Origin of the sequence: Prevotella conceptionensis 9403948 (genome assembly GCF_000312305.1) — a bacterium.
Taxonomy (GTDB): Bacteria; Bacteroidota; Bacteroidia; order Bacteroidales; family Bacteroidaceae; genus Prevotella; species Prevotella conceptionensis.
Window position 1 is genome coordinate 3,307 of the sequence record NZ_HE999455.1, and the last position, 13,596, is coordinate 16,902.

Consider the following 13,596-nt stretch of genomic DNA (forward strand, 5'->3'; position numbering starts at 1 on the left):
GTTTCTCTTCTTTGCTGCTATTTTCTTTGCCATAATTTCTTTTTAGTTTAAAAGTTTCAAGTTTCGAGTTTTAAGCATCGGGGCAAGCCCCGCCTTTCAACTTCCAACTAAATATTACTTAGTAGCCTTCTTCTTGTTAGCAACAGTCTTCTTCTTTCCCTTACGGGTGCGAGCATTGTTTTTGGTGCTCTGGCCGCGAACGGGAAGACCGTTACGATGACGTACGCCACGATAACAACCAATGTCCATGAGACGCTTGATGTTCAATTGAATCTCCGAACGGAGATCACCTTCCACTTTGAATTCAGCGCCGATAATTTCACGGATTTTGGCTGCCTGGTCGTCAGTCCACTCGCTGACTTTCAGGTCACGGTTCACACCAGCCTTGTCCAATATCTTTGCTGAACTACTTCGACCTATACCGTAGATATAAGTCAATGCGATTTCGCCACGCTTGTTTTGGGGCAAATCTACTCCAACAATTCTTATTGCCATTTGTTAATGATAAATGATTTGATAATGATTAAACGTTTAACCCTGACGTGTCTTGTACTTAGGGTTCTTCTTGTTGATAACGAACAAGCGACCTTTACGACGAACAATCTTGCAGTCGGGTGTACGTTTCTTCAACGATGCTCTTGTCTTCATATTCTAAATTGAATTATTTGTATCTAAACACAATCCTACCCTTGGTAAGGTCGTAGGGGCTCATCTCCACCTTTACCTTATCGCCAGGCAGTATCTTGATGTAGTGCATCCTCATCTTTCCTGATATGTGCGCCGTTATGGGGCAACCATTCTCAAGCTCTACGCGAAACATCGCGTTAGACAATGCTTCTACAATTGTTCCATCTTGCTCAATAGCAGATTGTTTTGCCATAAATTAACTCTTTGCTTTATCTGTAAGTTCTTTTCTCGTTTCTCGAACGGTTAGTTTCTGCGCAACGGCTATTGTTCAAGCAAGCTTGACATTTACCTTTCGGCATAACAAAGACGTCGGGGTGTTAGCTAACAAGTTAAAGGATTAACGAGTTAACAACATTCTCTGCCAGCCTTCGTTGTTAGCCATTTGGCTGAACTAAACGTTCTATTTCTTCGAATGATGATAAAATCTCGGCCTTGCCTTTCCTGATGGCGATGGTATGCTCGTAATGAGCGGCCCAACTGCCGTCGACGGTGCGGATAGACCATTTGTCGGGCAAGAGCCCTATGCGACGGTCGCCCATCGTAACCATCGGCTCGATGGCGATACACATGCCTTCTTTAAGCATCATGCCGCTTCCGCGACTGCCATAATTGGGCACTTTGGGTTCTTCGTGCATTTCGCGGCCGATGCCGTGGCCGGTTAGTTCGCGCACAATGCCATACCCGTGGCTCTCGCAAAACGATTGCACGGCATGGCCTATGTCGCCAAGGTGGTTGCCAGCAACGGCAGCCTCGATGGCAAGATACAGCGACTTTCGTGTCACAGAGAGGAAATCTCTGACATTTTGTGCCACATTTCCGACACAAAACGTGTAACAACTGTCACCATTATACCCAGCAAGAAGTGTGCCACAATCGACAGAAATAATATCTCCGTCTTTCAACACCGTCTTTTCGCTAGGCACGCCGTGCACCACAACCTCGTTAACCGAGGTGCAGATGCTCGCGGGGAAAGGCCCTCCAAAAGGATTGGGAAAGTTCTTGAACGTGGGGATGGCCCCATGATCGCGGATGAACTCGTCCGCTATCTTATCCAATTGGAGGGTCGTTACGCCCGGAACAATATGTTTGGCCAATTCTGCCAAGGTTTTACCAACGAGTTGGTTGGCCTGGCGCATCAGCTCGATTTCATCTTCAGTCTTGAGATAAACCTTCATTTGCGAAGTTCACAAGGCAAATCAATAAGCCGAAGGCACGCCTGCGGCGTTGCGCGTATGGCCCGAATTGAGCAAGCCATCGTAGTGGCGCATCATGAGATAGCTCTCTATCTGCTGCAAGGTGTCGATAACCACACCCACGAGAATGAGCAACGAAGTTCCGCCGAAGAATTGCGAGAAACCTTGTTGCACGTTGAGCAATCCGGCCAACGCGGGCATCACGGCGATGAACGCGATAAACAGAGAACCGGGAAGAGTGAGGCGCGACATCACCGTGTCGATGTAGTCGGCCGTGTCTTTTCCTGGCTTAATGCCTGGTATGAAACCGTTGTTGCGTTTCATGTCTTCAGCCATCTGAGTGGGGTTGAGCGTGATTGCCGTATAGAAATAGGTGAACGCGATGATGAGCGTCACATAGATGATGTTATACAGCAAAGAGCGGTTGTCCATCAGCGACTGTACCACATAGCTTGCATTCTCGGATTGGTATTTCACAAGAGCCAAGGGAATGAACATCAAGGCCTGTGCAAAGATGATAGGCATAACGTTGGCTGCGAAAAGCTTGAGGGGCACATACTGACGTGCGCCGCCGTATTGCTTGTTGCCAACTACGCGCTTGGCATATTGCACGGGAACCTTACGTGTGCCTTGCACCAAAAGGATGGCGGCACAAACGATGGCATAGAGAACGAGTATCTCGACGATGAACATGACAAGACCACCTCCTGCGATAGCTTCGAGGCGCGAACCCGCTTCCTGGATGAAAGCCTGTGGCAAGCGGGCGATAATGCCAATCATAATAATCAATGAGATACCGTTTCCAACTCCCTTGTCGGTGATACGCTCGCCCAACCAAAGAACGAACATACTACCGGCAGCAAGTATGATGGTGGCAGGAATCATAAACACCGACCATGAGATGCCAGAGGCCAAGGCACCCTCGGCCTGCATCTTAAGGTTGATAAGGTACGACGGTGCCTGAAACAGTAGGATAACTACTGTCAGTGCACGCGTGTACCAGTTTATTTTCTTCCGTCCACTCTCGCCTTCACGCTGCATCTTCTGGAAATATGGCACTGCCACGGCCAAAAGCTGCATCACGATGGAGGCTGAGATGTAAGGCATGATTCCCAACGCGAAGATAGAGGCGTTGGAGAATGCACCACCGGAAAACATACCCAAAAGCGACATCAAGCCACCAGAGGTCTGCTTTTGTAGTGTGTCGAGCTGGGACGGGTTGATACCGGGAAGTACTACAAACGATCCAAAACGATAAATAGCTACAAATAGAATGGTGATGAGGAGACGCTGACGCAGGTCCTCAACTTTCCAACAGTTCTTTAGTGCCTCGATAAACTTTTTCATTGTCTTAGATTAAAGTAGTGTTACCTCCTGCTGCCTTGATAGCCTCTTCGGCAGACTTGGAGAATGCGTTAGCTTCAACAGTTAGGGCGGCCTTGATTTCGCCGTTGCCAAGAACCTTCACGAGCAACTTGCCATTGAACAGGCCAGCCTCTTTGAGTTCGGCAACACCGATTTTGGTCAATCCCTTCTTCTCGGCCAAAGCCTGAAGAGTTGAAAGGTTAACGGGGAAATACTCCTTGTGATTGATGTTCTTGAAGCCCGACTTCGGCACGCGACGTTGCAACGGCATCTGTCCACCTTCAAAACCAATCTTCCTCTTATAACCGGAGCGCGACTTGGCACCCTTGTGTCCACGGGTAGACGTTCCGCCCAAGCCCGAACCTGGGCCGCGACCGATACGACGACGTGAATGAGTGGAACCAGCAGCCGGTTTCAAATTATGTAATTTCATAAATGTGCTAATTTGACTAAGTTTGTTATTCAACTACGGTTACCAGATGGTGAACCTTTCTAATCATACCGCGGATGCTGGGAGTGTCTTCCACTTCAACAACCTGAGAAATCTTGCGAAGTCCCAGACACTGGAGCGTACGCTTCTGGTCGATGGGGTAACCAATCTTACTCTTTACTTGTTTGATTTTAATCGTTGCCATGATGTTGCTCCTTATCCGTTAAAAACTTTGTCCATACTGATGCCACGAACACCGGCGATGGTATAGGCGTCGCGCATGAGGCTGAGTGCCTCGATGGTGGCCTTCACCAGGTTGTGGGGGTTGGAAGAACCCTTCGACTTGGCAATCACGTCGGTGATGCCACAGCTCTCGAGCACGGCACGCATAGCACCACCAGCCTTCAAACCGGTACCGGCAGCAGCTGGTTTAAGCAATACTTGTGCTCCACCATACGAAGTTTCCACTTCGTGGGGAACGGTGCCTTTGAGTACGGGAACCTTAACCAAGTTTTTCTTGGCAGACTCAACGCCCTTGGCGATAGCCGTTGTTACTTCGCCGGCCTTACCCAGACCGTAACCGATAACGCCATTGCCATCACCTACAACGACAATAGCAGCGAACGTAAAGGTACGACCACCCTTTGTTACCTTGGTAACACGGTTGATGGCAACCAAGCGGTCTTTCAATTCTGCGTCACTATTCACTCTTACTTTATTCATTGCCATAATCGTTTAAAAATTAAGTCCACCTTTGCGGGCTGCATCAGCCAATTCTTTCACACGGCCGTGATAGAGATAGCCGTTACGGTCGAACACAACGGCAGTGATGCCAGCGGCTTGTGCCTTCTGTGCAACAAGCTCGCCAACCTTCTGTGCCTGTTCTTTCTTAGGCATGGCTTCCATGCCCAGCGAAGAGGCAGAGGCAAGGGTGGTGCCGGTGATGTCGTTGATAATCTGAACGTAAATCTGCTTGTTCGAACGGAACACGCTCATGCGGGGACGCTCGGCAGTGCCGTTAACGCTCTTGCGAATTCTATATTTGATTTTAATTCGTCTTTCTACTTTCTTTGTTGTCATAATCGTCTAAATTTAAAGTTACTTAGCTGAGGCCGTCTTACCAGACTTCCTGCGAATAACCTCACCCTTGAACAAGATACCTTTACCCTTATAAGGTTCGGGCTTGCGGAAAGAACGAATTTTAGCGCAGATGAGACCCAGCAACTGCTTGTCGCAAGACTCCAAAATCAACAAGGGGTTTTGGTTTCTTTCCGACTTGGTTTCTACCTTCACTTCGGCGGGGAGCTGGATGAAGATGGGGTGCGTGTAGCCCAAGGAGAACTCGATGAGGTTGCCTTGGTTGGATACGCGATAACCTACGCCGACAAGTTCCAACACCTTGGTGTAACCTTCGCTTACGCCAACAACCATGTTGTGAACCAACGAACGATACAAGCCGTGGAATGCTTGCTTCTGCTTAATGTTTACGGGGCTGTTTTCATCTACTTCGAAGACAATCTGACCATCTTCAATGTTCACCTTGATGGAAGAGTCGACATGTTGCGACAACTCGCCCTTGGGACCTTTAACGGTAACTACGCCGTTGGCCTGAGTAACGGTAACACCCGCGGGGATGCTGATTGGCAATTTACCTATTCTTGACATACTAATACCCTCCTTATTAATAAACGTAGCAAAGCACCTCGCCACCAATCTTCAAGGCGGCAGCCTCTTTGTTAGTCATTACACCTTGGGATGTAGATAAGATGGCGATACCTAATCCGTTAATTACTCTCGGCATGTCTTTATAGCCGGTGTACTGGCGCAAACCGGGAGTAGAGACACGTTTCAGGCTCGTGATGGCGTTGGCCTTCGTCACGGGGTCGTACTTCAAGGCTACCTTGATTGAACCTTGGGGGCCGTCTTCCACGAACTTGTAGTTCAGGATATAACCCTTTTCGAAGAGAATCTTGGTGATCTCTTTCTTCAAATTAGACGCAGGAACTTCAACCACGCGATGGTGCGCCATGATTGCGTTCCTAAGTCTGGTCAGATAATCTGCTATTGGATCTGTCATATTATAAAATGTTTAATTGATCGGGACTTTCCCGACAATATTAAATAATTTTCTTGTTTGCAGATGGAAGGTTAGGATTAGCGACAAGCCATCAGCCACATGGGACAACGCCCCGCCACTAATCGTAAACTTTCATCTAGCTCCGTGATTACCAGCTTGCCTTCTTCACGCCGGGGATAAGTCCGGCCGAAGCCATCTCGCGGAACTGGATACGCGACAGACCGAACTGGCGGATGTAGCCTTTGGGGCGGCCAGTAATCTTGCAGCGATTGTGCAGGCGGATGGGGTTGGCGTTCTTGGGAATCGACTGCAACTTGCGAGCTGCCTCGTAAGCTTCGGCGTAATCCTCAGAAGTAGCGATAATCTTTTTCAAAGCGGCACGCTTCTCGGCGTAACGGGCAACGAGCTTGGCACGTTTCACCTCGCGGGCTTTCATTGATTCTTTTGCCATATTGCTTAATCGTTTTTAGCGTTCTTGAAAGGAAGGCCGAATGCCTTCAACAAAGCGTATCCCTCTTCGTCGGTGTTGGCAGTGGTAACGAACGTGATGTTCATACCCTGAATGCGGTCGATGCCGTCGATGTTGATTTCAGGGAAGATAATCTGTTCGGAAATACCAAGCGTATAGTTGCCACGACCGTCGAACTTGCTCTCGATACCCTTGAAGTCGCGGATACGGGGCAGTGACACGCGGATGAGTTTCTCTAAGAACTCGTACATTCTCTCGCGACGAAGGGTAACCATCACACCGATGGGCATCTTCTTACGGAGTTTGAAGTTGGCGATGTCTTTCTTCGAATACGTTGCAACAGCCTTCTGACCAGTGATGGCGGTAATCTCGTTGATGGCCACCTCGATAATCTTCTTGTCTTGCGTAGCATCGCCCAAGCCTTGGTTGATGACGATTTTCTTCAAGACAGGAACCTGCATGGAAGAAGAATAGTTGAACTGCTTTTGCAATGCCGGGGCGATAGTCTCGGCGTATACCTTCTTTAATTGTGCTGTATTCATTATTAAATCACCTCCCCGCTTTTCTTGGCGACACGCACTTTCTTGCCGTCGTCGGTCTTCTTCATTCCTACACGAGTAGCCTTGCCACTCTTAGGGTCAATCAAACTCAAATTCGAGACGTGGATGGGTGCTTCCTGCTTAACGATACCACCTTGGGGGTTCTTTGCAGAAGGTTTCATGCTCTTGGAGACCATGTTCACGCCTTCAACGAGGGCGCGCTGCTTAGCCACCAAGACTTTGAGCACCTTACCTTTCCGGCCCTTGTCGTCTCCGGCCAGAACGATAACCTCGTCACCTTTTCTAATATGTAACTTACTCATTACTTTCTGTTTATTAAATATTAAAGAACCTCAGGGGCCAAAGAAACCACCTTCATGTTAACGGCGCGAAGCTCGCGAGCAACGGGGCCGAAGATACGGCTACCACGAATTTCGCCGGCGTTGTTGAGCAACACACAGGCGTTGTCGTCGAAACGAATGTAAGAACCGTCTGCACGACGAATCTCTTTCTTCGTACGAACAATCAGGGCCTTTGATACCGCACCTTTCTTCAAATCACTTGAAGGGATAACGTTCTTGACAGAAACGACAATCACGTCGCCCACGCTTGCGTAACGGCGGCGGGTTCCACCCAATACGCGAATGCAAAGAGCCTCGCGCGCACCGCTGTTATCACATACTGTAAGTCTTGATTCTGCTTGTATCATAATTACTTAGCCTTTTCAATTATTTGAACTAATCTCCATCGCTTCGTTTTGCTCAAAGGACGGGTTTCCATGATAAGAACCGTGTCGCCGATGTTGGCTTCGTTCTTCTCGTCATGAACATGGTACTTCTTCGTTTTCTGAACGAACTTACCATATATCGGGTGTTTCTCTTTGAACTTAGCTGCAATAACAATGGTTTTATCCATCTTGTTGCTCAAGACAACACCCTGTCTTACTTTTCTTAAATTTCTTGTTTCCATCTGTGGACCATTATTATTTGTTAAGTTCTCTCTGACGAAGTTCCGTCTTCATGCGAGCAATGTCGCGACGAGCGCTCTTGATCTGCGATGGATTTTCAAGCGGGGTGATGTTATGGTTGAGCTTCATCTGGTCGTAAGCTGCCACAGCATTCTCCAGCTTCTCGGCCAAGTCCTTGGTCTCGAGTTCTTTCAGTTCTTTCATCTTCATATCTTAAGCGTTTTTATCGTAATCACGTCTAACAACAAACTTGGTTTTAACGGGCAGTTTCTGTGCCGCAAGGCGCAAGGCCTCTTTGGCAATGTCGAAACTTACACCTTCCACTTCGAAGAGGATGCGGCCGGGAGTGACGGGTGCCACCCATCCGGCGGGATCTCCCTTACCCTTACCCATACGCACGTCGGCGGGCTTGCGGGTGATGGGTTTGTCGGGGAAGATGCGAATCCAAACCTGGCCTTCGCGTTGCATATATCTGTTCACGGCCACACGTGCTGCTTCAATCTGGCGGCTATCTATCCATTTGGCCTCAAGGGTCTTGATGCCGAACGAGCCGAACGCCAATTGCGTACCACGGCTGGCATTGCCTTTGTTGCCGCGGCCGTCTTGTGGTCTTCTATATCTTACTCTTTTGGGCTGTAACATAATAACTTCTTACTTTTAGCGGTTATTGTTTCTCTTACGATTACCGCGGCCCGAACGGCCACCAGCGTTATTAGAACGGCCACCGGTCTGCTTGTCCTGAGTAAAGTTAGGCGTGAGATCGCGGTCGCCGTAAACTTCGCCACGGCAAATCCACACCTTAATACCCAGAAGACCAACCTTGGTCAGCGCCTCTGCTTGGCAGTAATCGATGTCTGCACGGAAAGTATGGAGCGGCGTACGGCCTTCCTTGTACATTTCCTTACGGGCCATTTCGGCACCGTTGAGACGTCCTGTGATTTGAACTTTGATACCCTCGGCACCAGCACGCATCGTGTTTTGAACAGCCATCTTGATAGCACGGCGGTAAGCAATCTTACCCTCTACCTGGCGAGCGATGTTGTTCGCAACAATTGTGGCGTCTAGATCAGGTCTCTTCACCTCGAAGATATTGATCTGGATATCTTTCTTATAGAGTTTCTTAAGCTCTTCCTTGAGCTTGTCAACGTCTTGTCCACCTTTACCAATGACGATACCGGGGCGGGCTGTGCAAATGGTGATGGTAACCAGCTTCAGCGTACGCTCGATGACGATGCGCGAAACGTTGGCCTTAGCCAAGCGCTCGTTGAGATACTTACGTATCTTCATGTCCTCAACGATATTGTCGCCGAAGTTCTTTCCACCAAACCAATTTGAATCCCAACCACGGATAATACCTAGACGGTTGCTTATCGGATTAACTTTCTGTCCCATTATCTATTTATTTTTCGTCGTTAGTTTTGGCGTCAACAAACAGAGTAACGTGGTTCGAACGCTTGCGGATGCGATAACCGCGCCCTTGGGGGGCCGGTCTCATGCGCTTCATCGTCACGCCCTCGTCAACAAACACCTTGCTTATGTAAAGTTCTCCTTCGTCAGCCTTGCGGTCGTTTTTCGTTTCCCAGTTGGCCACAGCCGAACGCAACAGTTTCTCTACGTCGGCAGCTGCCTGCTTCTTGGAAAACCTGAGCACGCCCAGAGCACGGTTAACCTCCATTCCGCGTATCATGTCTACAACGTAGCGCATCTTACGTGGGGAAGAAGGAACGCCTTTGAGCTTGGCAAAATACAAATTTCTACGGGCCTCCTTCATCTTTTCGGCCGCTATATGTTTTCTTGCTCCCATTATTATTCCTATAATTTAAATGGTTGTCCCTTTACTTCCTGTTACCAGAGTGGCCGCCAAAACGACGCGTGGGAGAAAACTCGCCCAGCTTATGGCCAACCATGTTCTCGGTAATGTAGACAGGGATGAATTTGTTTCCGTTATGAACTGCCACCGTATGACCCACGAAGTCGGGGGAAATCATCGATGCCCTAGCCCATGTCTTAACGACACTCTTCTTGCCACTTTCGTTCATGGCCAGAATTTTCTTCTCGAGTGATACGTTGATATATGGTCCTTTTTTTAATGAACGACTCATAATTTACTCTTTAATTATTTTTTAGCTCTTTCAATGATATACTTGTTAGACTGCTTTTTGGGTGCGCGTGTCTTCAGACCCTTAGCATACAAGCCTTTGCGCGAGCGTGGGTGTCCACCACTCTGACGGCCTTCGCCACCACCCATGGGGTGATCTACAGGGTTCATAACAACACCACGGTTGTGAGGACGACGACCCAACCAGCGAGAACGGCCTGCCTTACCAGACTGTTCCAAGGCGTGGTCAGAGTTGCCTACACTACCCACGGTAGCCTTACAAGCGGAGAGAACCTTGCGGGTCTCGCCTGAAGGAAGCTTAATAACACAATAACTGCCCTCACGAGAAGTCAACTGAGCAAAATTACCAGCCGAACGAACCAATAGAGCTCCTTGTCCGGGGCGCAATTCAATGTTGTGAATTACGGTACCTACGGGAATGTTTGCCAAGGGGATGGCGTTTCCAATCTCAGGAGCCGCCTCCGCACCCGACAACAACGTGGAGCCCACTTGCAGTCCATTGGGAGCAATAATGTAACGTTTTTCGCCGTCAGCATAATACAACAAGGCGATACGAGCCGAACGGTTCGGATCGTATTCGATTGTCTTAACTACGGCGGGAACACCATCTTTCTCTCGCTTAAAGTCGATTACACGATACTTCTTCTTATGGCCGCCGCCCATGTAGCGAACGGTCATCTTACCGGTGTTGTTTCGACCACCGGTTGAGCGTTTTCCGTAAACGAGAGACTTCTCTGGCACGGATGCAGTAATCTCCTCGAACGTGCCAATAATCTTGTGTCTTTGTCCCGGGGTTACCGGTTTAAACTTACGTACTGCCATTTCTTTTTAAATATTGCTGTAAAAATCAATTTCGTCGCCAGCCTTCAAGGTGACGATAGCCTTCTTGTAAGCGCTCTTCTGTCCTCTCACGAGGCCGGCACGCGTATAACGGCTCGAACGCTTGCCTGCATAACGCATGGTGTTTACGTCCAACACCGTAACATTATACAAGTTCTCGATTTCGCTCTTAATCTGCAGCTTGTTGGCTTCGGGGCGAACGATGAAACCATAGCGTGGCGTAGCAGCCTTGGTTCTAACTTCACCTTTTACCTTATAGCTTTTATCGCGAGAAGACTTTTCTGTAATTGCCGTCATCTTCTCGGTGACGATAGGTTTTATGATAAATCCCATTTTCTTTTGTCTCCTTTTACTTGTTTAAGATTCCGTCGATAGCCTCCAACGATTTCTCAGTAATAACAAGCACGTCGGCGTTCAACACCTTGTAGGCGTTGAGGGCGCTGGCGGTCATCACTTCGGAACGTTGCAAATTACGAGCCGACAAATATACATTTTTATTCACATTTGGCAAAAGAAGCAAAGACTTACGCTCTCCCAATTGAAGATTTTTAACTATATTTACGTATTCTTTCGTCTTCGGAGCTGCCATTTCGAAGTCTTCAACCACGATAATCGCATTTTCCTTTGCCTTGTAGCTCAGAGCCGACTTACGGGCCAGAACCTTCACCTTCTTATTCAACTTAAAGCCGTAATCGCGAGGTTTAGGTCCGAACACGCGAGCACCGCCAACAAGAACCGGCGAGTTGATGTCGCCACGGCGTGCGCCTCCACCACCTTTCTGGCGGCCGAGCTTGCGGGTAGAACCGCTCATCTCGCTTCTTTCTTTCGTCTTGGCTGTACCTTGGCGTTGGTTAGCGAGATACTGCTTCACGTCGAGATAAAGAACGTGGTCGTTGGGCTCGATGCCGAAAATCGCGTCGTTGAGCACAACTTTCCTTCCGGTCTCCTGACCGTTGATATTCAATACGCTAACTTCCATTATTTCTTAATTAAAAGGGTTGAACCATTGCATCCGGCAACACTACCTTTCACGAGGATGAGGTTGTGTTCAGGAATTACCTTTAACACTTTAAGGTTCTGAGTCGTTACTCTGTCACCTCCCATTTGGCCGCCCATGCGCATGCCCTTGAACACCTTTGCAGGGTAAGAACAAGCACCGATTGAACCCGGTTTGCGGGCGCGGTCGTCCTGTCCGTGGGTGGTTTGTCCCACACCGCCGAAACCATGACGCTTAACAACTCCTTGGAAACCCTTACCTTTCGAGGTTCCTACTACGTCTACAAACTCGGCGCCTTCGAAAAGGTCCACCGTGATGGTGTCTCCCAAGTTGTATTCCGTATCAAACTTGAACTCGGCCAAGTGCTTCTTCGGTGTCGTTCCAGCCTTTTCAAAGATACCGGCCATCGCTTTGGTGGTGCGGTTTTTCTTTGCCTCGCCGTAAGCCAACTGAACAGCCTTGTAGCCGTCGGTCTCTACGGTCTTAACCTGGGTAACAACACAAGGACCAGCTTCGATAACAGTGCACGGTACATTCTTACCGTCGGCACTGAAAACGGATGTCATTCCGATTTTTCTTCCAATTAATCCTGGCATTTCAATAATATATTAATAAAATAAATAGTTTAAACGTTTATAAGCTGTTGGTCTATCAAGCTTGCTGGCGCGTCTGCACTGATAAGTGTAAATGCCTACACGCCAACGTTACGCTCATAAGCCCATCACTACACCTTGATTTCTACTTCAACGCCACTGGGCAATTCTAGTTTCATCAATGCGTCTACTGTCTTAGCCGTCGAGCTATAAATGTCGATAAGACGTTTGAAGTCTTGAAGTTGGAATTGTTCACGGCTCTTCTTGTTAACGAAGGTGCTTCGGTTAACGGTGAAGATGCGCTTGTGTGTTGGCAAGGGGATAGGTCCGCTTACGATTGCACCTGTGGCCTTAACAGCCTTTACGATTTTCTCTGCTGACTTGTCCACCAACTTGTGGTCGTAACTTTTCAGCTTAATTCTAATTTTCTGACTCATGTCGATTAAGTTGTTTTAAATGATTATTATGTAGAGGAACGAAGTACGCCGGTTAAGAGTCATTCGCTAACCAACGCTCCGTCCCTCCGTTCTTACGATGTTGTTACACCAAGTCGGTGCGTCCCTTCACTTCTTCAAGCACTGCCTTAGCAATCGAGCTAGACAGCGGTGCATGGTGGTCGTACTCCATCGAGCTCGTTGCACGGCCCGATGTGATGGTACGCAGAGCAGTAACATAGCCGAACATCTCTGCCAATGGTACTTGTGCCTTCACGATGCGCGCACCGCTACGAGCCTCGTCCATGCCTTCCACTTGGCCACGACGTTTGTTCAAGTCGCCGATAACGTCACCCATGTTCTCTTCGGGCGTTACCACTTCAACCTTCATGATAGGCTCCATCAGCACAGGGCCTGCCTTGGGGCAAGCATTGCGATAAGCGTTGATGGCTGCCAGTTCGAACGAAAGTTGGTCAGAGTCTACGGGGTGGAACGAACCATCGGTCAGCGTTACCTTCAAATTCTCCATCGGATAGCCACCAAGCACGCCGTTCTTCATGGCGCTCTCGAATCCCTTCTGTACCGAGGGGATGAATTCCTTGGGAACGTTTCCGCCCTTCACCTCGTTGATGAATTGGAAGTTGCCCTCCTTATAGTCTTCGTCCTTAGGACCAACGGTAACGATGATGTCGGCAAACTTACCACGGCCACCACTCTGTTTCTTATATACTTCGCGAAGTGTAACGTCCTTGGTGATAGCCTCCTTGTAGTTAACCTGGGGCTTACCTTGGTTACATTCCACCTTAAATTCGCGTTTCAAGCGGTCGATGATGATGTCCAAGTGCAACTCACCCATACCCGAGATAATGGTCTGGCCACTCTGCTC

At 48.7% G+C, this 13,596-nt stretch carries 26 protein-coding genes and 1 pseudogene; all 27 read right to left on the minus strand.

Annotation, left to right across the window (positions count from 1 at the left end; all coding sequences use genetic code 11):
• Nucleotides 1-114: 114 nt before the first annotated feature.
• Nucleotides 115-495 carry a 30S ribosomal protein S13 gene (rpsM, locus tag BN93_RS14465; protein ID WP_009231152.1) on the minus strand — a complete coding sequence of 127 codons (381 nt, stop codon included), beginning with the start codon at nt 493-495 and terminating at the stop codon, nt 115-117.
• Nucleotides 496-531: 36 nt separating this feature from the next.
• The gene (gene ykgO / locus BN93_RS17110; protein ID WP_009237638.1) at nt 532-648 is read right to left on the minus strand and encodes a type B 50S ribosomal protein L36; all 117 of its coding nucleotides are present in this window, start codon (nt 646-648) and stop codon (nt 532-534) included.
• A 13-nt stretch (nt 649-661) separates the two neighbouring features.
• Nucleotides 662-880 (minus strand): translation initiation factor IF-1, encoded by a 219-nt coding sequence (gene infA, locus BN93_RS14470; RefSeq protein WP_009160996.1) that lies wholly within the window; start codon nt 878-880, stop codon nt 662-664.
• A 181-nt stretch (nt 881-1,061) separates the two neighbouring features.
• Entirely contained in the window at nt 1,062-1,862 is an 801-nt protein-coding gene (map, locus tag BN93_RS14475) for a type I methionyl aminopeptidase (RefSeq protein ID WP_019189035.1), read from the minus strand.
• Between the two features lie 21 nt (nt 1,863-1,883).
• Nucleotides 1,884-3,227: a preprotein translocase subunit SecY gene (secY, locus tag BN93_RS14480; RefSeq protein ID WP_019189036.1), complete on the minus strand. Its 1,344-nt coding sequence runs from the start codon at nt 3,225-3,227 to the stop codon at nt 1,884-1,886.
• A 4-nt stretch (nt 3,228-3,231) separates the two neighbouring features.
• On the minus strand, nt 3,232-3,678 hold the full coding sequence (gene rplO / locus BN93_RS14485) for a 50S ribosomal protein L15 (protein WP_019189037.1): 447 nt from the start codon (nt 3,676-3,678) through the stop codon (nt 3,232-3,234).
• Nucleotides 3,679-3,703: 25 nt separating this feature from the next.
• The gene (gene rpmD / locus BN93_RS14490) at nt 3,704-3,880 is read right to left on the minus strand and encodes a 50S ribosomal protein L30 (protein WP_009231157.1); all 177 of its coding nucleotides are present in this window, start codon (nt 3,878-3,880) and stop codon (nt 3,704-3,706) included.
• Nucleotides 3,881-3,891: 11 nt separating this feature from the next.
• A complete protein-coding gene (gene rpsE, locus BN93_RS14495) occupies nt 3,892-4,404 on the minus strand; it encodes a 30S ribosomal protein S5 (protein ID WP_009231158.1) in 513 nt (170 codons plus the stop codon).
• Between the two features lie 6 nt (nt 4,405-4,410).
• Complete coding sequence (rplR, locus tag BN93_RS14500; RefSeq protein ID WP_009231159.1) at nt 4,411-4,755, minus strand: 50S ribosomal protein L18; 345 nt, start codon at nt 4,753-4,755, stop codon at nt 4,411-4,413.
• A gap of 18 nt (nt 4,756-4,773) precedes the next feature.
• Nucleotides 4,774-5,340 (minus strand): 50S ribosomal protein L6, encoded by a 567-nt coding sequence (gene rplF, locus BN93_RS14505; protein ID WP_009231160.1) that lies wholly within the window; start codon nt 5,338-5,340, stop codon nt 4,774-4,776.
• A gap of 16 nt (nt 5,341-5,356) precedes the next feature.
• Nucleotides 5,357-5,752 (minus strand): 30S ribosomal protein S8, encoded by a 396-nt coding sequence (rpsH, locus tag BN93_RS14510; protein WP_009231161.1) that lies wholly within the window; start codon nt 5,750-5,752, stop codon nt 5,357-5,359.
• A gap of 148 nt (nt 5,753-5,900) precedes the next feature.
• Nucleotides 5,901-6,203 (minus strand): 30S ribosomal protein S14, encoded by a 303-nt coding sequence (gene rpsN / locus BN93_RS14515; RefSeq protein WP_009231162.1) that lies wholly within the window; start codon nt 6,201-6,203, stop codon nt 5,901-5,903.
• A gap of 5 nt (nt 6,204-6,208) precedes the next feature.
• Nucleotides 6,209-6,763, minus strand: coding sequence for a 50S ribosomal protein L5 (rplE, locus tag BN93_RS14520; RefSeq protein WP_009231163.1), 555 nt, complete (start codon nt 6,761-6,763; stop codon nt 6,209-6,211).
• Between the two features lie 2 nt (nt 6,764-6,765).
• A complete protein-coding gene (rplX, locus tag BN93_RS14525; RefSeq protein WP_019189038.1) occupies nt 6,766-7,083 on the minus strand; it encodes a 50S ribosomal protein L24 in 318 nt (105 codons plus the stop codon).
• 20 nt (nt 7,084-7,103) lie between these two features.
• Nucleotides 7,104-7,469, minus strand: coding sequence for a 50S ribosomal protein L14 (rplN, locus tag BN93_RS14530; RefSeq protein ID WP_009231165.1), 366 nt, complete (start codon nt 7,467-7,469; stop codon nt 7,104-7,106).
• Nucleotides 7,470-7,471: 2 nt separating this feature from the next.
• On the minus strand, nt 7,472-7,729 hold the full coding sequence (gene rpsQ / locus BN93_RS14535; protein WP_009231166.1) for a 30S ribosomal protein S17: 258 nt from the start codon (nt 7,727-7,729) through the stop codon (nt 7,472-7,474).
• Between the two features lie 13 nt (nt 7,730-7,742).
• On the minus strand, nt 7,743-7,937 hold the full coding sequence (rpmC, locus tag BN93_RS14540; RefSeq protein WP_009231167.1) for a 50S ribosomal protein L29: 195 nt from the start codon (nt 7,935-7,937) through the stop codon (nt 7,743-7,745).
• Between the two features lie 3 nt (nt 7,938-7,940).
• Nucleotides 7,941-8,369, minus strand: a complete 429-nt coding sequence (rplP, locus tag BN93_RS14545) for a 50S ribosomal protein L16 (RefSeq protein ID WP_009231168.1) — start codon at nt 8,367-8,369, stop codon at nt 7,941-7,943.
• Nucleotides 8,370-8,384: 15 nt separating this feature from the next.
• Nucleotides 8,385-9,119 (minus strand): 30S ribosomal protein S3, encoded by a 735-nt coding sequence (gene rpsC, locus BN93_RS14550; protein ID WP_019189039.1) that lies wholly within the window; start codon nt 9,117-9,119, stop codon nt 8,385-8,387.
• Between the two features lie 7 nt (nt 9,120-9,126).
• Nucleotides 9,127-9,531, minus strand: a complete 405-nt coding sequence (gene rplV, locus BN93_RS14555) for a 50S ribosomal protein L22 (protein WP_019189040.1) — start codon at nt 9,529-9,531, stop codon at nt 9,127-9,129.
• A gap of 31 nt (nt 9,532-9,562) precedes the next feature.
• On the minus strand, nt 9,563-9,829 hold the full coding sequence (gene rpsS, locus BN93_RS14560) for a 30S ribosomal protein S19 (protein ID WP_009161014.1): 267 nt from the start codon (nt 9,827-9,829) through the stop codon (nt 9,563-9,565).
• A 14-nt stretch (nt 9,830-9,843) separates the two neighbouring features.
• A complete protein-coding gene (rplB, locus tag BN93_RS14565; protein ID WP_009231171.1) occupies nt 9,844-10,668 on the minus strand; it encodes a 50S ribosomal protein L2 in 825 nt (274 codons plus the stop codon).
• Nucleotides 10,669-10,674: 6 nt separating this feature from the next.
• On the minus strand, nt 10,675-11,019 hold the full coding sequence (gene rplW / locus BN93_RS14570; protein ID WP_009231172.1) for a 50S ribosomal protein L23: 345 nt from the start codon (nt 11,017-11,019) through the stop codon (nt 10,675-10,677).
• 16 nt (nt 11,020-11,035) lie between these two features.
• Nucleotides 11,036-11,665 (minus strand): 50S ribosomal protein L4, encoded by a 630-nt coding sequence (gene rplD / locus BN93_RS14575; RefSeq protein ID WP_019189041.1) that lies wholly within the window; start codon nt 11,663-11,665, stop codon nt 11,036-11,038.
• The gene (gene rplC / locus BN93_RS14580) at nt 11,665-12,279 is read right to left on the minus strand and encodes a 50S ribosomal protein L3 (RefSeq protein WP_009231174.1); all 615 of its coding nucleotides are present in this window, start codon (nt 12,277-12,279) and stop codon (nt 11,665-11,667) included. The genes rplD and rplC overlap by 1 nt, the downstream gene beginning before the upstream one ends.
• A gap of 128 nt (nt 12,280-12,407) precedes the next feature.
• Entirely contained in the window at nt 12,408-12,713 is a 306-nt protein-coding gene (gene rpsJ, locus BN93_RS14585; RefSeq protein ID WP_009237623.1) for a 30S ribosomal protein S10, read from the minus strand.
• Between the two features lie 103 nt (nt 12,714-12,816).
• Nucleotides 12,817-13,596 (minus strand): annotated as a pseudogene (gene fusA / locus BN93_RS14590) (elongation factor G); the annotation flags it as partial.